Raw genomic sequence first — 19,058 nt, 5'->3', positions numbered from 1 at the left:
AATAATGCTATTGTGATGGCGGTCACATGAATTTCAGCGACAAAATTATTACATTTAATTGCGATGTTACTTTTTATTGCTTGCCAAACGTAACAAAGCTTGGCTAAGCTTAGGGTCGCTTATAAAGTCGGCAGCATTACGAAGTAATTCTTGTGTTTCCGGATTTAAAGTTTTTTTAGATTTCTCTAGTACCGGCTCCGCTTGCACAGGACTTCGCAGGCAGACCTGAATTTTAGTTAAATCTTTTAATTCATTTATTTGAGAGAGTTGTGAAACATACTGTTTTTGAAGATAAGCCAGTTGACTGATCATGGCTTGGTTCTCTCCAGTAATTGTTAACACACCATTTTGATAGCAAGCAACTTGCCATTGTTCCGGTTGAGGCAATAAGGGTTGTATGAGTTTCGTAAGTTTCTGCCATGCAGTTACTTGGGTTGAGAGAAACGTAAAGTTTCCTGTTTTGATCTGTTTTCTTGTTTTTTGAAAGACGTTGACGGGTTCTGACATATACATAATTCCTACATGTTTATGGCTTAATCTTATGCGCTTCTTAAAGTGGATATCAAGGAAGAGAGCTTCAAGAAACTCGATTAAGCAGTTTAGAGAGGTTTTTTATGCATACGCGACGTATTTTGTTGGCATTTTCTTTAGCGGCATCGGCTGCTTCGGTAGCATTCGCAGACTTGGTGGACTTAAGTCAGGAAAATAGCTCAACAGATCGTATCGAGCAATTGACGCGTACTCTTGCACAGGGCGCTTATACTCATCCAGATGACATTGATGTTCCTGCTCAGACCAAATTAAATATTCAGCTGCGTGAAAAGCCTGTCGAGCTGAATAATCAAACCATTGCACAAAAATATGGTCGCTCTTCGGCTCCATCCAGAGCAGCTTCTGTCAGCAATCCGTATTCCTGGTTAATTGCCCATCCCCTTCCAAATGCACGTGTAAGCTCAAACTATGGCGGTCGTACCATGGGAGGACGTGCTGAAAATCACTCAGGTTTAGATTTGGCAGCGCCAAGCGGTACACCCATTTATGCCACAGGTCCGGGTATTGTGACCAAATCAGGCTGGGGTACAGGCTATGGTCAATATGTGGAAATTAATCATGGCAATGGTTACCTCACTCGTTATGCACACGCATCGCGTCTGATTGCACGCGTGGGAGATCGCGTAACAGCAGGTGAACATATTGCAAACGTTGGCTGTACAGGTCGCTGTACGGGTCCGCATTTACACTATGAAGTGGTTAAAGACGGTCAGCGTAAAAATCCATCTACTTATTTGGCAATGTTACCTTAAGTCTTTGACTCGATTGTTTTAGCTTAATCTGACTTACAGTTCGTTCTGCCTCCAAAAAGCGGTTAGCTCTCAAAGTTCTTCAATATATAAATCGAATTGAGGAAACTTTAGGCTCATCGCTTTTATGTTTTATATTATCATCTGAGATGATACGTGCAGTATATTAAATGCACGTTATTGACCATTTTTTGTTGTATTGTGTAATAAAACGTCAATAGGTATTTAGCTGCTAAATAGTAGCTCTAGGGCGCATTCAGCTAGGGCCATACCTGCCCAAGTCTAAATTATGATACATATAAGTAATTAGGTTAGGCTTTTAGGAACGGTAGAATTATGGCGTTTTATGGCGATACAGACGCGCAAGAAACCCAAGAATGGCAAGAGGCTTTTGATTCGGTTTTACAACATGTAGGCACCGAGCGCGCAGCATTTTTATTAGAAAAACTTTATCAGCGTGCAATTGCAAAGCATGTTCCTATCCAGCGCTTGAATACTCCTTATTTAAATACGATTTCGGTGGAAGAACAACCTGCCATGCCGGGCGATGCGGACATGGAGCGTCGTATTCGGGCCCTGATTCGCTGGAATGCGCTGGCGATGGTTTTACGTGCCAACAAGAGTGGTGATGACCTGGGTGGCCACTTGGCCAGTTTTGCTTCCTCAGCAACTTTGTATGATGTGGGCTTTAACCATTTTTTCCGTGCCAGCAGTGACCACTTTGGCGGCGACATGATTTATTACCAAGGCCACTGTGCGCCTGGTATTTATGCGCGTTCTTTCCTGGAAGGCCGGTTGACTGAAGAGCATCTGAATAACTTCCGCCGCGAAGTGGGTGGTATTGGTTTACCGAGTTATCCTCATCCGTATTTGATGCCAGATTACTGGCAGTTCCCGACCGTCTCGATGGGGCTGGGGCCAATCATGTCCATTTATCAGGCACATATTCAGAAATACCTGATGAACCGGGGGCTGATTAAAGAAGAAGACCGTAAAGTGTGGGCTTATCTAGGCGATGGTGAAATGGATGAGCCGGAAAGCTTAGGCGCAATTTCTCTGGCTGGTCGTGAAAAACTGGACAACCTGATCTGGGTGGTGAACTGTAACCTGCAACGCCTAGATGGTCCGGTGCGAGGGAATGGCAAGATTATTCAGGAGCTTGAGTCGCTATTCCGCGGTGCAGGCTGGCGTGTAATTAAAGTCGTGTGGGGCCGTCACTGGGATCCGTTACTGGCCAAAGACAAGTCTGGCGCACTGAAAGCCGTGATGGAAGAAGCGGTGGATGGCGATTTTCAGCGTTACCAGGTGAAAGGTGGTGCTTATGCACGCGAAAAGTTCTTTGGTAAATATCCAGAAGCTAAAGAGCTGGTGAAAGATTTAAGCGATGAAGATATTGATAATCTGAACCGTGGCGGTCACGATCCGTACAAAGTTTTTGCCGCTTATGCTGAAGCATGTACTGCCAAAGGTCAGCCGACCGTGATCCTGGCGAAAACCGTAAAAGGTTATGGTTTGTCAGAGGAAATCGAAGCGGTTAATAAAACACATCAAATCAAGAAGATGCAAATCAATTCTTTAAAATATGTGCGCGACCGCTTCAATCTTCCTTTTACCGATGAGCAGCTGGAAGAAGTGCCATTCTATCGTCCAAGTGAAAATTCTCCTGAAATCAAATATATGAAAGCCCGTCGTGAGGCGCTGGGTGGTTATCTGCCTGCACGTCGTAAGGATAGTGAACAACTGGCGATCCCTGAGCTTTCCGTATTTGATTCGGTGCTGGCGGGTTCAAATGGCAAAGAACAGTCCACTACGATGGTCATGGTGCGTTTAATCTCTGCACTTCTGAAAGAGAAAGCAATTAAAGACCGCGTGGTACCAATTGTACCGGATGAAGCACGTACTTTTGGTCTGGAGGGTATGTTCCGTCAGTTGGGTATTTATGCGGCACATGGTCAGAAATATACTCCGGAAGATCAAGAACAGCTGATGCATTATCGTGAAGCCAAAGATGGTCACATGTTGCAAGAAGGGATTAACGAAGCCGGTGCCATGAGCGCCTGGGCAGCTTTGGGCACCAGTTATTCAACCAATAACCTGCCAATGATTCCGATGTACATGTACTACTCGATGTTTGGTTTCCAGCGTATCGGTGATATTGCCTGGGCGGCAGGCGATGCACAGGCACAAGGGTTCTTGCTGGGTGCTACCGCAGGCCGTACCACACTGAACGGTGAAGGCTTACAGCATCAGGATGGTCATTCACACATTCTGGCCAGCACCATTCCAAACTGTGTTGCTTATGACCCATGTTTCGGTTATGAACTGGCTGTGATCGTGCATGACGGTTTGAAGCGTATGTATGTGAATCAGGAACGCGTGTTCTATTATCTGACCGTGATGAATGAGAACTACGAGCATCCTGAAATGCCGCAAGGCGTGGAAGAAGGAATCAAGCGCGGTATGTACCTGCTTGAGGAAGATGAGAAAGCCACTGTACAGCTGCTAGGTTCTGGGGTCATTCTGCGTGAAGTGATCAAGGCAGCGAAGATTCTGCGTGAGGAATATCAGATTCATTCCAATGTCTATAGCGTGACCAGCTTTAATGAGCTTGCCCGTGATGGCATGGCCTGTGAAGAATACAATCGCCTGCATCCACTGGCAGAAGAGACCAAAGAGCCATGGATCTCCAAACAGTTGCGTGGTACAGACGGTATTGTCGTTTCAGCAACCGACCACATGCGCGCATATAGCGAACAGATCCGGGCTTATCTTCCAGATAACCGTCCATTTGTTGCTTTGGGTACCGACGGTTATGGTCGTTCCGATACGCGTGCCAATCTGCGTAGTTATTTCGGTGTCGATGCGGCTCATATTGTGGTCGCAACCTTGAAAAAACTGGCGGATGAAGGCGAAGTCGATGCACGTTTAGTGAAGGATGCGATTTCCAGCTTTGAACTTGATACCGACCGTCCGGTCGCTTGGGCACCACAGATCACGCCTGAGTTACATCCTGTGGCTGATTATAAAGAGGAGAACTAAGCATGCAAATTACGACTCCTGATATTGGGGTGGACAAGGCAACGGTTGCCGAGATTTTGGTCAAAGTAGGGGATAGCATTGCAATTGATGAAAGTATTGTTTTGCTGGAATCTGATAAAGCCTCGGTTGAGGTGCCCAGTACTTCAGCGGGAATAGTTAAAAATATTCTGGTGAATCAGGGTGATGAAGTTACTGAAGGTACTCTCCTGATTGAACTGACCGCAGAAGATGATGCTTCAAATGTGGTTGAGTCGCAAAAAGTCGATGCTACTCAAAAAACTTCAGAAAATACCCCAACCTCTTTGCCGGATCAAGAGCTCATGCAGGAGCTGGCATCGCATCAGCCAAAAACGTCTGCTACGCCTGAGGCTCAAGCAGGCTCGGAAGTGGTCGATGTTCAGGTTCCAGATATTGGTGTAGAAAAAGCCACTGTCGGTGAGATTCTGGTGTCTGTCGGCGACCAAATTGAGCTCGATCAAAGCATCGTGGTGGTGGAATCAGACAAGGCAACAGTTGAAGTACCCAGTACGGTTGCAGGCACAGTAGAGTCCATCGACATCAAAGAAGGCGACACGATTAAAGAAGGGGTGGTGATTCTTAAAGTGAAAACTGCGACTTCGGCAGCGCAGGCACAAACAGAAGCACCTCAAGCCGAAGTCACTCAACCGGAAACTCAGGAGAAAGCCGTCGAAGCGCCGCAAACTTCAGTAGCACCTGCTGGTGATGTGGAAGTGATGGTACCTGATCTAGGTGTCGATAAAGCAGCTGTGGCTGAAATTCTGGTTCAGGTCGGTGATACGGTTGAAAAAGACCAGAGCATCATCGTGGTTGAGTCGGACAAAGCCACAGTCGAAGTGCCAAGCACAGCCGCAGGCACGATCAAGGCCATTCATGTTGAGCTGGGACAAAATGTCTCTGAAGGCGTTGCACTGCTGACGATTGAAGCTGAAGCGCAAGCAGAAGCTGCTCCTGTTGCAGCCAAGGCAGAAGTAGCAAAAGCAGCAGAAGAATCAAAAGTGCCTGCTACAAATGCAGCACCAGCGCCAGCTGCATCTTCTAATCAAGCAGTCGCGACGTCTGATAATGCAGACAAGCTGACCAAAGAACAGAATGCTGCCAATGCTCAAGTTTATGCAGGTCCTGCTGTACGCAAGTTGGCACGTGAATTGGGCGTGGTGTTGGCCGATGTCAAGGCATCCGGTCCGCATGCACGTCTGATGAAAGAAGACCTAGTGGCTTATGTGAAAATGCGTTTGACTACACCACAAACCGCTTCAGTTGCGCCAGCTGCTGCCGTGGCGTCTGGCTTGCCAAAGCTGCCAAGCTTTGATGCTTTCGGTGGGGTAGAGGAGAAGGCGCTGACGCGATTACAGCAAGTATCTATTCCACAGCTGTCACTCAACAATTATATTCCGCAAGTGACGCAGTTCGACTTAGCTGACATTACTGAACTTGAAGCATGGCGTAATGAACTGAAAGGCAACTTTAAGAAAGAAGGTTTAAGCCTGACTATTATGGCATTCATCATCAAGGCAGTAGCACACCTGCTACAAGAAGAGCGTGAGTTTGCCGCTCACCTGTCAGATGAGGGCAAAGCGATATTGCTGCGTAACGAAATTCATATGGGGATTGCGGTCGCCACCCCTGAGGGCTTGACTGTACCTGTGTTGCGTCATCCGGAGCAGAAATCCATTAAGCAGATTGCAGTCGAGCTTGGTGAGCTGAGTCAGAAAGCCCGTGACAAGAAGCTGTCTCCAAAAGACTTGCAGGGGGCAAACTTTACCATTACCAGTCTGGGCTCAATTGGAGGTACGGCATTCACACCATTAGTCAACTGGCCGCAGGTGGCTATTCTGGGGATTTCTCCAGCTACCATGCAGCCGGTCTGGAACGGAGAAGGTTTTGATCCACGCCTGATGTTACCGTTGTCATTATCCTATGATCACCGTGTGATTAATGGTGCAGATGCCGCCCGTTTTACCCATAAGCTGACCCAGTTGTTAAAAGATATTCGTACTCTGTTACTCTAGAGCATAGCTTAAAACACTAACCCTGCTTCGGCAGGGTTTTTAATTTGTAAAACAGCCAGTTCTTGCTTATAATCACAGCACTTCATTGGGGAGTAGCCGCCTTTGACGCAAGTTCAAAGGGTGATGGTCAACATATTTGTCCTAAAACGGGCATGGTCATCATAGCAAAACACCAAATCAGCTTTTCTAAGCTTCTTTTGTTGGCAAGACCTTTGATTTACCCTCTGCACATTTTGGCTGGCAGGAGCGGTAAGTCATCGGTAAAACATGCCAGCCAGAGAAAAATCACATGTACGAATTCCTGCTTTCGACTGTTATTGTTGCCTTGGCCGAAATGGGCGATAAGACCCAGCTGCTTGCACTACTTCTTGCTGCACGTTTTCGAAAACCCGCTCCCATCCTGCTTGCCATTTTATTGGCGACCCTCATTAATCACGGCCTGTCTGCTGTGCTGGGGCAATGGGTCACCACAGTCATCGGACCTGAAATCCTGTTATGGATTGTTTCGATCGGCTTTATTGCGATGGCTGTCTGGATGCTTATTCCCGATGAGTTGGGAGATGAAAACGACAGTATCAATAAATGGCAAAAATTTGGCGTTTTTGGGGCAACTTTTGTTTTATTTTTTCTGGCAGAAATTGGAGATAAAACCCAGATTGCGACTGTTGCATTGGCAGCACGTTTCGATAGTGTTTTCTGGGTCATGCTGGGCACTACTTTAGGCATGATGCTGGCCAATGCACCGGCTGTTTTTATTGGAGACAAGCTGGCACATAAATTACCAATTGAATTGATTCATAAAATTGGCGCGGCGATTTTTCTGGTTATCGGGGTGGGCACACTGGTCCAGCATTATTTTTTCTAGGCCCAACAAAAGTTGTATGAATCCTGAGCTGAAAACTCAGGATTTTTTATTGCCAAATTTATCTCAAAATATTGATAAATAAAGTGATCTGTCGAGTTTTTTTGATTGTAAGTTTAACTTATTCCTTATATGTTATACGAGTTAAGAAAAAGTAATTTTAAATTTTAAAAATTGGGGATTATGAATGGCCTTCGAGCGCACCACATCGCAAGTCTTGTTTGATAATGGGATACATAAATGTATTAGTTTTACCAGTCTTGTTAAAGGCGAAGGTGTCCAGGCCAATCAATTTTTGATTTTGGACAATGAGCGCGCTGCCGTGCTGGATCCAGGCGGTGATTTAACTTATGTTCCGCTGACCATGGAGCTGAACAAATACACCCGTTTGACCAATCTGGATTATGTGATGGCCTCGCATCAGGACCCGGATATTATTACCTCCATGCCGCGCTGGCTGGTATATACCGATGCCAAAGTGGTGGCCTCTAAGCTTTGGGCGCGCTTTTTACCGCATCTGAACTCGGCCTTTATGAGTGAGCGAATGAAAGGCAACTGGCTGGATCGTCTGGTAGAACTGCCAGATCATGGTCAGGTGATTACGCTTGGCCAGTCGAAGATTGTGGCTATTCCTGCACATTTCTTGCATTCGGTTGGAAACTTCCAGTTCTATGATCCGATCGCAAAAATTTTATTCTCGGGAGATATGGGGGCCTCGATGGTGGAGGATGCATCTCGGCCGCTGGAAAATTTTGCCGCACATATTCCAAAGATGAAAGCTTTCCATCAGCGCTATATGTGTAATAACAAGATCATCCGTTTATGGGTGAATATGGTGCGCAAGATGGATGTGGAAATGATCGTACCGCAGCATGGCACACCATTTGTTGGAAAAGAGCAGATCAAGCAGTTCTTGGACTGGATTGAAACTCTGGAATGCGGCACGGACCTGATGGACGAGACTGTATTTACCTGTCCTGAATAGGGCAAGAAAATACAAAATTTTTCTTGAGTGGAAAAACAACATTTTTTATATTTTCTCTTCACAAAAAAAATTGATGACGAGAATTTATACGAAATGTTATCTCAAGTTCCAACACAGGATGCATGTCTGAGCTGCGGCGCATGTTGCGCTTATTTCCGGGTTTCTTTTTATTGGGCAGAGGGGATTCCGATGCCGGAGCACTACACAGAACCGGTGACTGCAGTATATTCCTGTATGGCTGGAACCAATCAGAATAATCCGCGCTGCATTGCCCTTGAAGGCACGGTGGGTGAGCAGGTCAGCTGTGGCATGTATGAGCTGCGCAGTTCTTCCTGCAAAGAGGTACAAGTTGCTGATGCCCAGTGCAATAAGGCCCGTCTGGCACACAATATGATTCCCTTTATCCAGATTGGGGCAGATGAAGCAGAAAATGACGACAGTTTCGAGCGCGTTGGCTAATACAGCGGCCAACTGAAAAAGCAGGATTCAGGTCCTGCTGGTTTTAAAATTCAAGCCAGTCTAGAGGTGGTGAATAATAATTAACCCGTTGATTAAACAATAAAATTGAATATTTTTGTCAGATAATTAAAAATAAGTACAGATTGAGACGAATAAATTTCGCAATTACAATGAAATTTAGGGCAAGATTTGTTTATAATAGCGCACGGAAATTACCAGTGAGACTGTTATGTTGACCATCGTTCAAGACGCGTTAACCTTCGATGATGTCCTATTACTCCCTGCCTACTCTACTGTCCTCCCAAAAGATGTCTCTCTAAAGACACGCCTGACTCGCGGCATTAACCTGAATATTCCTCTTGTGTCTGCAGCTATGGATACGGTGACTGAGTCACGTATGGCCATTGCTATGGCGCAGAATGGTGGTATCGGTATTCTGCACAAGAATATGGATATTGCTGTACAAGCAGCCGAAGTACGCCGTGTGAAGAAATTCGAAGCAGGCATGGTGAAAGACCCGATTACAGTTACCCCTGAAACGACAGTACGTGAGCTGATTGCCCTGACTCAGGCGAATAATATCAGTGGTGTGCCTGTTGTTAAAAATGGCAAAGTGGTCGGGATCGTTACAGGTCGTGATACACGCTTTGAGACGAATCTTGAACAGCCTGTCAGCAATATTATGACGGGTCAGGATCGTCTGGTTACGGTTCGAGAAGGTGAGTCCAAAGAAAATATTCAGGCTTTACTGCAACAGCATCGTATTGAAAAAGTCCTGGTGGTAAACGAACAGCAGGAATTAAAAGGCCTGATTACCGTTACAGATTTCCGTAAAGCCGAGCTTTATCCGAATAGCTGTAAAGATGATCTGGGTCATTTACGTGTCGGTGCAGCAGTGGGTACGGGGATCGAAACACCAAGCCGTGTGGAAGCCCTGATTGAAGCTGGCGTTGATGTGATTGTAGTAGATACGGCACATGGTCACTCTGCAGGTGTAATTGAGCGTGTACGCTGGGTGAAAGCCAACTATCCACAAGTTCAGGTCATTGGCGGTAACATCGCAACAGGTGATGCGGCACTGGCCCTTCTGGATGCGGGTGCGGATGCTGTGAAGGTCGGTATTGGCCCAGGTTCAATCTGCACCACACGTATCGTTGCGGGTATTGGTATGCCACAAATCTCTGCGATTGATTCTGTGGCGAGTGCCTTGAAAGATCAGATTCCATTGATTGCAGATGGCGGCATCCGTTTCTCTGGTGATATGGCCAAAGCGATTGGTGCGGGTGCAAGTACAATCATGGTCGGTTCATTGATGGCGGGTACTGAAGAAGCTCCTGGCGAAGTTGAATTCTTCCAGGGCCGTTATTACAAGGCATACCGTGGTATGGGCTCACTGGGTGCAATGGCGGGTGCAACAGGTTCTGCTGACCGTTATTTCCAGGACGCTAAAGCTGGTGCCGAGAAACTGGTACCAGAAGGCATTGAAGGCCGTGTACCTTATAAAGGTCCAATGGGCAATATCGTACATCAGATGATGGGTGGTCTGCGTTCTTCAATGGGTTATACCGGTTCAGAAACGATTGAAGACCTGCGTCAAAATGCGAAGTTTGTGAAAATTACGTCTGCCGGCATGTCTGAGTCGCATGTGCATGATGTGACAATTACCAAAGAAGCACCAAACTACCGTGTAGGTTAATTTTCCTGCAGGGTGGTTGCTAAAAAAGCCGTCATATTCATGACGGCTTTTTTGTTTTGGTGTACAGTGTTGCAGAATGAAAAAAGGATGATGTAAATCACCCGCTAAGATAAGAAGTGAGACAAAACATGAGTTATTTTGGTACCGATGGTATTCGCGGAAAATTTGGTGAATTGCCCATTACTCCTGAGTTCGCCCTGAAACTGGGCTTTGCGGCAGGGAAAGTATTAAAGCGCTACAGCCAAAAAAACAAACCATTGGTGGTCCTGGGTAAAGATACACGTTTGTCTGGTTATATTCTGGAGTCAGCACTACAAGCCGGTCTAAATGCTGCTGGGGTCTACGTACATTTGCTCGGACCTTTGCCAACCCCTGCCATTGCCCATCTGACTCGTGCCCTGCACGCAAGTTTGGGGATTGTGATTTCCGCATCGCATAATCCCTATTTTGATAACGGTATTAAATTTTTCTCGGGTGAGGGGAAAAAACTGCCCGATTGCCTACAGGATGAAATTAATCAGGAGCTTGAAAAAGAGCTGGCAATTGAAGATAACGCCAACTTGGGTAAAAGTGTACGGGTCAAAGATGCCAATGGCCGTTATATCGAATTCTGTAAATCGACTTTTCCTTACCATCTGCATTTGAATGAACTAAAGATAGTGGTAGATTGCGCCAATGGCGCGGCCTACAACGTTGGACCAGCAGTGTTCCGTGAGCTGGGTGCAAGCGTGATTGCGATCCACAACACGCCTACTGGTCTGAATATTAATGCAGATTGTGGTTCTACCCATCCTGAAAGCCTGCAACAAGCAGTCGTGGAGCACCAGGCTGATCTGGGCATTGCCTTTGATGGTGACGCTGACCGAGTCATACTGGTGGATCAGCAAGGCAACTTGATTGATGGTGACCATATTCTGTATATCCTGGCGACTCAGGCATCGAAAAAACCGGCCGGGATCGTGGGTACACTCATGAGCAATATGGCGCTGGAACTGGCTCTGGAAAAAGCCAATATTCCATTCTTGAGGGCCAAGGTCGGGGACCGTTATGTCCTGCAAGGTCTGGAAGAAAATGGCTGGTCTATTGGAGGCGAACCTTCAGGCCATATTCTGACTCTGGACAAGAGCACCACAGGCGATGCCATTATTGCTGCCTTGCAAGTTCTGACCGTCATGGTCGAGCAGAAAAAAGCCTTGCATGAACTGGTGGCTGATTTTCAACTGTTGCCAAATGTCCTGGTCAATGTGCGTTTACAGGCGATGTTCGACCCCTATGCGGTCCCTGAACTGGCCGCTGAATTTGCCAAAGCTGAAGAACAGCTGAAAGGCCGTGGACGCTTGCTGATTCGTAAATCCGGTACAGAACCTGTGATCCGGGTGATGGTCGAAGGCGAGAACCTGGAAGAAGTAAATACTTTGGCTCATTCGCTGGCAGATGCTGTACGTCAGCATGCAGCTTAACAAGGTGATGATATGACTGATGTAATCAAAGATCTCAGTGAACTGCGTCTGAATTATCAAAAGGGTGAATTGTACGAAGACCTCGTCAATCCAAATCCGCATCTGCAGTTTTTGCAATGGTTCAACCACGCTCTGGAAGCGCATTTGCATGAACCCTATGCGATGTCGCTTGCTACGGCAAGTGCACAGGGTCGCCCTCATGTACGTACGGTGTTGCTACGTGGTGCAACTGAGGCTGGTTATGACTTCTATACCAATTATGACAGTCAAAAAGGCCTAGATCTGGCAGAAAATCCGTATGCCGAATTATTGTTTTACTGGCAGGAGCAGGAGCGTCAGATTCGGATTTCTGGCCGTGTGTTGAAAATTGCCGAAGAAGAGTCTACGGATTATTATCATAAACGTCCGCGTGATAGTCAGATCGCTGCGCATGTCAGTACGCCGCAAAGTGGCGCGATTGCCAACCGGGAAACATTACAGCAACGTTTCTGGGATCTGCACGATCAGCTGGCAAATCAGGAACAGCTGGATAAGCCGGCATTTTGGGGCGGATATCGTGTGCAACCCGATTATTATGAGTTCTGGCAGGGCCGGCCCAACCGTTTGCATGACCGCCTCAGTTATACTCAAACCGAGGAAGGCTGGACTTTACAGCGTTTAATGCCTTGATCATGTCAAAACCTGAAATCAAACAACGTCCATTTCTGGCACGTCCTGAAAATTTTCAGGGCGTACCGTCTTTTCTGGCTAATATTCTGGCACGTCGGGGTGTAGCGTCTGAACAGGAGCTCGAACTAAAACTAAAGCACCTGCTGGCTCCGACCATGCAAGGCTTGCCTGAAGCGATCCAAATAATAGACCGGGCCATTGATACCGGGCGGAAGATTGTAATTGTTGGTGATTATGATGCCGATGGCGCAACCAGTACTGCTCTTATGGTGCTGGCACTACGTGATATGGGCGCGGATGTGCATTATCTGGTGCCGGATCGTTTCAAGTATGGCTATGGTCTGACTCCGGCGATCGCAGATCTGGCCTTTGCCAAATTCACACCGGATTTACTGATTACCGTAGATAACGGCATTTCTAGCCATGCGGGAGTGAAGCAGGCCCAAGCGCATGGCATGCAGGTCATCATTACCGATCACCATTTAACGACCAAGCCGACACCGCCTGCAGAAGCGGTGGTTAATCCCAACCAGTTGGGCTGTAATTTTCCGAGTAAGGCACTGGCAGGGGTGGGGGTGGCATTTTATGTGCTGGCCAATCTTTCTACCCAGCGTAAGAAGTCAGGTAAATCTTCTACTGTTATTACCCATTATCTGGATCTGGTTGCGCTGGGCACCTATGCCGATGTGGCAAACTTAGACTATAACAATCGGATTTTAATCGATGCCGGCCTGAAGCGTATTCAACAGCAGCTGTGTCGCCCGGGAATCAGTGCCTTGCTCGAAATCTCTGGCCGCGATGCAGCAACTTTAAAAGCACAGGATCTGGGCTTTGTGCTGGGACCGCGGATTAATGCCGCAGGTCGTATGGAAACCATGGACATCGGAATAGAATGTCTTATCGCATCTGATTTCGCGAGGGCCTATCCTTTGGCGGAGCAGTTGAATCAGCTCAATCTGGAACGGCGTCAGGTAGAAGGCAAAATTAAGCAGGAAGCGCTGGTTGAGCTGGAAAAAATCCAGCTAGATGCAACCGAACTGCCTGCAGCCTTAATCATGTTTGAAGAACACTGGCATCAGGGCGTGATTGGAATTGTGGCAGGCCGTTTAAAAGAACAGTTCCACAGGCCAAGTATCGTGTTTGCTGCCGACGATGACGGCATTCATATCAAGGGTTCAGCACGCTCGATTGAAGGCATTCATATCCGCGACATGATTGAACGGGTGGCTGAACAGTATCCGCATCTGGTCAGCCATTTCGGTGGTCATGCCGCTGCGGCAGGTCTGACGATTCAAAAGCAGCATTTTGTTGAATTTAAACAGGTCTTTGAACAGTTGATTGCCAGTCAGGATGAAAGCCTGTTTACGGCGATACTCTGGACAGATGGTGAGTTGGCGTCGGCTGACTTCCACCTGCAAACGGTTGAACTGCTGGAGACGATTTCTCCTTGGGGACAAAAATTTCCGCCACCAGTATTTGATGGGGTCTTTAAGATCCTGGATTATCGCTGGCTCAAGGATATACATTTAAAACTGCGTGTGGCGTTGAACAATGGTCAGGTGGTCGATGCGATTGCCTTTAATGCTGCTGATAAATACTGTTTTGATCCGATGCAAGATCAAGTGCGTTTGGTGTACGAACTGGATAAAAATATCTTTAATGGTAATGTCAGTCTGCAAATGCGGATTCTGCACTTAGAGCAATAAAACTTAGATTAGCATTTGAAGTGCAACACCATGTTGTTGCCATAATACCTGACTCGGACTTTTAAAGCCGAGTCTTTTTCTTGGGCGATGATTCAAGCGCTGAGTAATTTCTGCAATGTATGCATCCGTATAGTCATTCAAGTCACTGCCTTTTCTAATATATTGTCTGATCAATCCATTCGTATTTTCATTTGTTCCTCGCTGCCAGGCGCTATAGGGATCAGCGAAATACCAGTCGACATCTAATTCCTGAGCAGCATACTCATGCAGGCTGAACTCCTTACCATTGTCCGCGGTAATTGTTTTTAGGTGCGCTTTGATCGGTTCCAATAATCTGATCGTAGCCTGGCAAACTTCCTCAGCCTTGCGCGTACTGCACTTTTTCAGCCAAAGATAACCTGTCTTCCGATCTACAATTGAAACCAGGGATTGTTGGTGGTTCTTGCCAACTATCGTATCTATTTCCAAATCACCAAAGCGAGAGCGCTGCTCAATCTCAGCAGGTCGATCGTGAATGCTTTTGCGGTTTGTCAGTTGGCCACGAGTCTCAATGGAGCCATATTTCCTCTTTCTTTGATTTCTGAAACGTAAGTTGCGGAAGAGCACACCACCTCTGCTTTTATCCTGCTGTATAAACCTGTATATGGAATGCAGGCTGACTGAAACATGAGAAGCAATCTGTTCGGGGCTCCACTGAAGTTCAAGGTAAGCCATAACTTGTGCCCAAACCTCTCGAGAGATTCTTTTAGGATTAGGACAATGCCGTCTGCGAGCTAATTTATTGGCATGTTGAGCGAAGTAACCATTCCTTGCTCGATTGCGTGCTATTTCTCTGGAAATAGTGGAAGGTGAGCGATTTAGCCTCCAAGCAATATAACGCTTAGAAAAACCTTCACGTAACAATGTAGAAATCTGATATCTTTCTTCTTGAGTAAGATGAGTATAGTTCATGATGCAACTTTGACTTTGGTCGGTCGGAAGCAAAATGCTAGCTCATCTTGCTTCCTTCCCAAAATTTAATCTCTGTTGCACTTCATTTGAGAATCCAAGAAATTAAAAAACCGCTCCAATGAGCGGTTTTTTTGCTTTTAATCGCAGTGATTAGAAGCGGTAGGCACCACGTACGCCAAAGATATTGCCTTCATCAGCAAAATCAATTGAACCTTCTAGACTAACTTGTTGAGTAAAGAATTTCTTCGCACGAATAGTAAATACATCACTATTTTCTAGGTCAGAATCGGAGAATCCTAGACCAACACTGAAAGTTTTGTCGAGGTATAAGTCCGCGCCTAGGTTATACGCATCTAGATCACCGAAGCTTGCGCCACCTTCAAAGTTCATATCGTATTGACCCACTTGTGTTACGTATTTTGCACGTAAAGTTGGATCGACATCATCGCCTGCATCATTGTCATAACCTGCCAAGCCAACCGCAACCAATAGACCAGGAACAGGTAAATAACCTAGTTCTGCTGAGTACAGAGTTGTATCATCATCACCAATTGGCGTATCAGTAGATGATTGACCAATGTTACCACTTACATAAAAATCTGAATTTGGAACAAAATATTCAACACCTACATTAAATGTAGTGACATCAAATAAATCGTAATCAATATAAGAAACTGCTGCATTGATATTGCTTGCACGATTTAAAAATGCTGCTTCATTAAGAGGCGAATTTTTAACTTGAACTGGATTGAAGTAGTAAGTCCCATCAATTGCAAAACCAGTAGAAGTATCTCCATTATCTGGATCAACAAGAGCAATAGTACCTCCCACTTCAGCTTGATAAGCGTGAGCGGTTCCTAGGCTAGCAATAAGTGCTGTAGCAAGAGTAAGTTTCTTAAGCATTTAGATTTCTCTCTTTGTTATAAAAATATGACTGTTTGATGAACAGTTGTAACGAATTGTACAGATAATAGATGCTCAGTCAATGTACCAAAAAGATCTAAATACGGTCTGGAAACGCAAAAAACCCATCCGAGGATGGGTTTTTTATAAAAACTGGATTAGGGTTTAGCTTAGAAGCGGTATTTTGCTGCTACACCAAATTTGTTGTAGTCGTTATTTCCTGCTTCACCAAAGCCCACTCGACCTTCCAGGCTGACTTGCTGGCTAATGAACTTACGCGCATTGATACCAAATTCATTTTGATCCATTAGATCATTATTCTGATAATCAACACCCACGCTCATGGTTTTATCAATAAAGTAATCTGCTGCCAGATTGTATTCATCCAGATCACCAAAAGCTGCACCCGCTTCTAGATTAATATCTTTACCATTGCTGAGCGTAGTAACATATTTTGCACGTAATGTTGGATCTACGCCGTCATCATCATCATTGTCCCAGCCTTTTACACCGGCAGCAATTAACAGGCCAGGTGCTGGTAGATAACCGACTTCTGCAGCATAAGTGGTTAAATCATTATCCAAATCATCGTTGTCTTGAAGATCATGCCCATTGATGTTACCGCTCAGGTAGAAGTCTGAATTCGGTACAAAATATTCTGCTCCTACGCCATAACGATGCGCTTCAGAATCACCCACTTCATCATATTGATATTGAGCGCTGACGTTACTGGCACGATCAAGGAAAGCCGCTTCGGCTAAGGGTGCATTACGTGTTTGGACCGGATTAAAGTAATAGGTACCATCAACACCGAAAGAGCCGCTTGAGCCACCATGATCAGGATCGATAAGTCCTGCTGATGCACCAATTTCTGCCTGATAAGCATGAGCCGCTGTACCAGTGATTGCGAATACTGAAAGTAGTGCTGAAGTGATTGCTAGTTTTTTCATGCGGATACTCCCCTCTGAATTAGGGCTTAATTTAATAATCTTTTGTTACAACTTTCAGTCTAGAGCAATTCGAACAATCGTCAATCTTATGAAAGTTACCATAATGTGATTAATGTAATCTTGTGTAAGTATATTTTAATAAGTATTTGAATATAAAAAATAAAAATTAATTGTTTTGTTTTATTAAAATTGTGTGGATATTGTGGAAGGTGTTAAAAGTGCTGATTTTTTATCCAGTTTGGGATGGAGCTTTGATATTGAAATTGAATCGGTTTAGGGGGCAGATAAGCAGCTTTTTGACTCTATATTTTGCAAGATAGTGAGTTTTATTTTTGTGAAAAATAAACCAAATTTAACAGCAAGATCAATTCAGAATAAAACCTGTCCATCTTCAAGAGCTTGGGCGAAGAGCTGGCTCAATTGCCTAAAAAGAGTGTGATATAATAATAAACTAAAAATTTTATGCCTAATTTTGACTGAGAGTAATTCGCGTGGAAATTAATCCGTATCTAAACCAATTAAAAAACTTGAACGAACGTGGTCAAACACTACGGGGGTATCTTTGACTACGATCTGAAAAAAGAGCGTTTAGAAGAGGTCCTGCGTGAATTAGAAGACCCGGCGATCTGGAATGACCAGAATCGCGCTCAGGCCATGGCCAAAGAAAAAGGCGAACTTGAGAATGTTTTAAATGTACTGGATGGTCTGGCCATCCAGCTTGAAGATGCTCAGGCTATGCTGGATCTTGCTGTTGAGGCCGATGAAGAAGCAATGCTTGAGGATGTACAGGCCGAGCTGGATGCTGCTGAAGAGGGGCTGGCCAAGCTTGAGTTCCGTCGGATGTTCAATAACCCGATGGATCCAAATCCGTGCTATGTCGAGATTCAGGCCGGTTCAGGCGGTACAGAAGCTCAGGACTGGGCGTCGATTTTGCTGCGTATGTACCTGCGCTGGATTGAGCGTCATGGCTTTAAAGCAGAATTGATGGAAGAGTCTGACGGAGATGTGGCGGGAATTAAATCTGCCACCATTCGTGTGGAAGGTGAGTATGCCTATGGCTGGTTACGTACTGAGTCGGGTGTGCACCGTCTGGTACGTAAATCCCCATTTGACTCCGGTAATCGCCGTCATACTTCATTCTCTGCGGTATTTGTCTCTCCGGAAGTCGATGACAATATCGAAATTGATATTAATCCCTCAGATGTACGTACCGATACCTATCGTGCATCGGGCGCAGGTGGTCAGCATATTAACAAGACCGACTCTGCGGTACGTTTGACCCATATGCCAACCGGAATTGTGGTGGCGTGTCAGAACCAGCGTTCCCAACACGCCAACCGTGATCATGCCTGGAAACAGCTCCGTGCCAAACTTTATGAGCTGGAAATGAGCAAGCGTAATGAAGCTGCGCAGGCACTGGAAGATTCCAAGTCAGATATTGGCTGGGGCAGCCAGATCCGCTCTTATGTACTGGATGATTCGCGCATCAAGGATTTACGTACCGGTGTAGAAACCTCGAATACGGGGGCTGTACTGGATGGTGATCTGGACAAGTTTATCGAAGCGAGTCTGAAACAGGGTCTCTAAGATACGGTTGAAAAGCGAGTGTAATCAGACTTTTACAGGCTATAACTCTTATATCTATATTCTTCGATATATAAATCGAAAAAATGCGATATAATGGGGTGGATGTTGAATAAAGTTTGGTTGCGCTCCAGATAGTGATGTGCTTATGGATTTTGATCTCATTTTTAAAGCCCTGGCCAATCCGACCCGTCGGCAGATTCTGGAGTGGTTAAAGTCACCCGAGCAATATTTGCCTGCGGAAGAGTGTGATTATTTTCAACGTGGGGTCTGCGCAGGCCAGATTGAGCGTTTAGGCCAGGTGTCACAGTCCACCATGTCCAATCATTTGTCCGTGCTGCAACAGGCAGGCCTGATTTCTGCAACCAAGCATGGGCAATGGTCGTATTTTTCGCGTAATGAAACTTTAATTCAGCAGTTTGTCGAATATATACAACAACACCTCTAATCAAGCAGGTGGGAG

The 19,058-nt window shown here is 45.7% G+C and carries 16 protein-coding genes and 1 riboswitch; of the genes, 12 read left to right on the top strand and 4 right to left on the bottom strand.

Translation table 11 applies throughout. The features are described from left to right. Positions 1–66 precede the first annotated feature (66 nt). A complete protein-coding gene (locus E5Y90_RS13410; protein ID WP_151206903.1) occupies positions 67–507 on the bottom strand; it encodes a DciA family protein in 441 nt (146 codons plus the stop codon). A 107-nt stretch (positions 508–614) separates the two neighbouring features. Here E5Y90_RS13410 and E5Y90_RS13405 point away from each other — a divergent pair, with 107 nt between their 5' ends. The 10 genes from E5Y90_RS13405 (at position 615) to recJ (ending at position 14,207) form a co-directional block, all read left to right on the top strand. Continuing rightward, positions 615–1,304, top strand: a complete 690-nt coding sequence (locus tag E5Y90_RS13405) for a M23 family metallopeptidase (RefSeq protein WP_151205304.1) — start codon at positions 615–617, stop codon at positions 1,302–1,304. A gap of 333 nt (positions 1,305–1,637) precedes the next feature. Beyond that, positions 1,638–4,340: a pyruvate dehydrogenase (acetyl-transferring), homodimeric type gene (aceE, locus tag E5Y90_RS13400; protein ID WP_151205305.1), complete on the top strand. Its 2,703-nt coding sequence runs from the start codon at positions 1,638–1,640 to the stop codon at positions 4,338–4,340. Between the two features lie 2 nt (positions 4,341–4,342). Beyond that, the gene (locus E5Y90_RS13395; RefSeq protein WP_174660449.1) at positions 4,343–6,370 is read left to right on the top strand and encodes a 2-oxo acid dehydrogenase subunit E2; all 2,028 of its coding nucleotides are present in this window, start codon (positions 4,343–4,345) and stop codon (positions 6,368–6,370) included. A gap of 75 nt (positions 6,371–6,445) precedes the next feature. Beyond that, positions 6,446–6,572, top strand: a riboswitch (yybP-ykoY riboswitch). A gap of 87 nt (positions 6,573–6,659) precedes the next feature. Then, on the top strand, positions 6,660–7,235 hold the full coding sequence (locus tag E5Y90_RS13390) for a TMEM165/GDT1 family protein (RefSeq protein WP_151206900.1): 576 nt from the start codon (positions 6,660–6,662) through the stop codon (positions 7,233–7,235). Between the two features lie 184 nt (positions 7,236–7,419). Further along, positions 7,420–8,217: an MBL fold metallo-hydrolase gene (locus E5Y90_RS13385; protein WP_151204811.1), complete on the top strand. Its 798-nt coding sequence runs from the start codon at positions 7,420–7,422 to the stop codon at positions 8,215–8,217. A gap of 93 nt (positions 8,218–8,310) precedes the next feature. After that, positions 8,311–8,676: a YkgJ family cysteine cluster protein gene (locus E5Y90_RS13380; RefSeq protein ID WP_151206899.1), complete on the top strand. Its 366-nt coding sequence runs from the start codon at positions 8,311–8,313 to the stop codon at positions 8,674–8,676. Positions 8,677–8,905: 229 nt separating this feature from the next. Further along, positions 8,906–10,372, top strand: a complete 1,467-nt coding sequence (guaB, locus tag E5Y90_RS13375; protein ID WP_151204813.1) for an IMP dehydrogenase — start codon at positions 8,906–8,908, stop codon at positions 10,370–10,372. 128 nt (positions 10,373–10,500) lie between these two features. Further along, positions 10,501–11,832: a phosphoglucosamine mutase gene (glmM, locus tag E5Y90_RS13370; RefSeq protein ID WP_174660448.1), complete on the top strand. Its 1,332-nt coding sequence runs from the start codon at positions 10,501–10,503 to the stop codon at positions 11,830–11,832. A gap of 12 nt (positions 11,833–11,844) precedes the next feature. Continuing rightward, positions 11,845–12,501, top strand: coding sequence for a pyridoxamine 5'-phosphate oxidase (pdxH, locus tag E5Y90_RS13365; protein WP_174660447.1), 657 nt, complete (start codon positions 11,845–11,847; stop codon positions 12,499–12,501). A gap of 2 nt (positions 12,502–12,503) precedes the next feature. Next, positions 12,504–14,207 (top strand): single-stranded-DNA-specific exonuclease RecJ, encoded by a 1,704-nt coding sequence (gene recJ, locus E5Y90_RS13360; RefSeq protein WP_174660446.1) that lies wholly within the window; start codon positions 12,504–12,506, stop codon positions 14,205–14,207. Positions 14,208–14,210: 3 nt separating this feature from the next. Here the strand turns inward: recJ and E5Y90_RS13355 are convergent, their stop codons facing one another. The 3 genes from E5Y90_RS13355 to E5Y90_RS13345 form a co-directional block, all read right to left on the bottom strand. Then, entirely contained in the window at positions 14,211–15,158 is a 948-nt protein-coding gene (locus tag E5Y90_RS13355; protein WP_174660445.1) for an IS30 family transposase, read from the bottom strand. A 150-nt stretch (positions 15,159–15,308) separates the two neighbouring features. Beyond that, positions 15,309–16,061, bottom strand: a complete 753-nt coding sequence (locus E5Y90_RS13350) for a putative porin (protein ID WP_151206894.1) — start codon at positions 16,059–16,061, stop codon at positions 15,309–15,311. Between the two features lie 170 nt (positions 16,062–16,231). After that, on the bottom strand, positions 16,232–17,011 hold the full coding sequence (locus E5Y90_RS13345) for a putative porin (protein ID WP_151206893.1): 780 nt from the start codon (positions 17,009–17,011) through the stop codon (positions 16,232–16,234). Between the two features lie 491 nt (positions 17,012–17,502). Here E5Y90_RS13345 and prfB point away from each other — a divergent pair. Next, a protein-coding gene (gene prfB / locus E5Y90_RS13340; RefSeq protein WP_174660444.1) for a peptide chain release factor 2 occupies positions 17,503–18,598 on the top strand; the annotation gives its coding sequence in 2 pieces (ribosomal slippage) (positions 17,503–17,574 and positions 17,576–18,598; 1,095 coding nt in all). 145 nt (positions 18,599–18,743) lie between these two features. Beyond that, positions 18,744–19,043 carry an ArsR/SmtB family transcription factor gene (locus tag E5Y90_RS13335; RefSeq protein ID WP_174660443.1) on the top strand — a complete coding sequence of 100 codons (300 nt, stop codon included), beginning with the start codon at positions 18,744–18,746 and terminating at the stop codon, positions 19,041–19,043. Positions 19,044–19,058: the final 15 nt, after the last annotated feature.

Origin of the sequence: Acinetobacter sp. 10FS3-1 (assembly GCF_013343215.1) — a bacterium.
GTDB classification, from domain to species: Bacteria; Pseudomonadota; Gammaproteobacteria; order Pseudomonadales; family Moraxellaceae; genus Acinetobacter; species Acinetobacter lwoffii_C.
The sequence above is the reverse complement of the archived record's forward strand: the minus strand, read 5'-3'. Positions and strand labels throughout refer to the sequence as shown.

Bases quoted from the DNA above. Each gene is read 5' to 3' on its own strand.
- E5Y90_RS13410 (WP_151206903.1), bottom strand. From the start codon at position 507: ATGTCAGAACCCGTCAACGTCTTTCAAAAAACAAGAAAACAGATCAAA.
- E5Y90_RS13405 (WP_151205304.1), top strand. From the start codon at position 615: ATGCATACGCGACGTATTTTGTTGGCATTTTCTTTAGCGGCATCGGCT.
- aceE (WP_151205305.1), top strand. From the start codon at position 1,638: ATGGCGTTTTATGGCGATACAGACGCGCAAGAAACCCAAGAATGGCAA.
- E5Y90_RS13395 (WP_174660449.1), top strand. From the start codon at position 4,343: ATGCAAATTACGACTCCTGATATTGGGGTGGACAAGGCAACGGTTGCC.
- E5Y90_RS13390 (WP_151206900.1), top strand. From the start codon at position 6,660: ATGTACGAATTCCTGCTTTCGACTGTTATTGTTGCCTTGGCCGAAATG.
- E5Y90_RS13385 (WP_151204811.1), top strand. From the start codon at position 7,420: ATGGCCTTCGAGCGCACCACATCGCAAGTCTTGTTTGATAATGGGATA.
- E5Y90_RS13380 (WP_151206899.1), top strand. From the start codon at position 8,311: ATGTTATCTCAAGTTCCAACACAGGATGCATGTCTGAGCTGCGGCGCA.
- guaB (WP_151204813.1), top strand. From the start codon at position 8,906: ATGTTGACCATCGTTCAAGACGCGTTAACCTTCGATGATGTCCTATTA.
- glmM (WP_174660448.1), top strand. From the start codon at position 10,501: ATGAGTTATTTTGGTACCGATGGTATTCGCGGAAAATTTGGTGAATTG.
- pdxH (WP_174660447.1), top strand. From the start codon at position 11,845: ATGACTGATGTAATCAAAGATCTCAGTGAACTGCGTCTGAATTATCAA.
- recJ (WP_174660446.1), top strand. From the start codon at position 12,504: ATGTCAAAACCTGAAATCAAACAACGTCCATTTCTGGCACGTCCTGAA.
- E5Y90_RS13355 (WP_174660445.1), bottom strand. From the start codon at position 15,158: ATGAACTATACTCATCTTACTCAAGAAGAAAGATATCAGATTTCTACA.
- E5Y90_RS13350 (WP_151206894.1), bottom strand. From the start codon at position 16,061: ATGCTTAAGAAACTTACTCTTGCTACAGCACTTATTGCTAGCCTAGGA.
- E5Y90_RS13345 (WP_151206893.1), bottom strand. From the start codon at position 17,011: ATGAAAAAACTAGCAATCACTTCAGCACTACTTTCAGTATTCGCAATC.
- E5Y90_RS13335 (WP_174660443.1), top strand. From the start codon at position 18,744: ATGGATTTTGATCTCATTTTTAAAGCCCTGGCCAATCCGACCCGTCGG.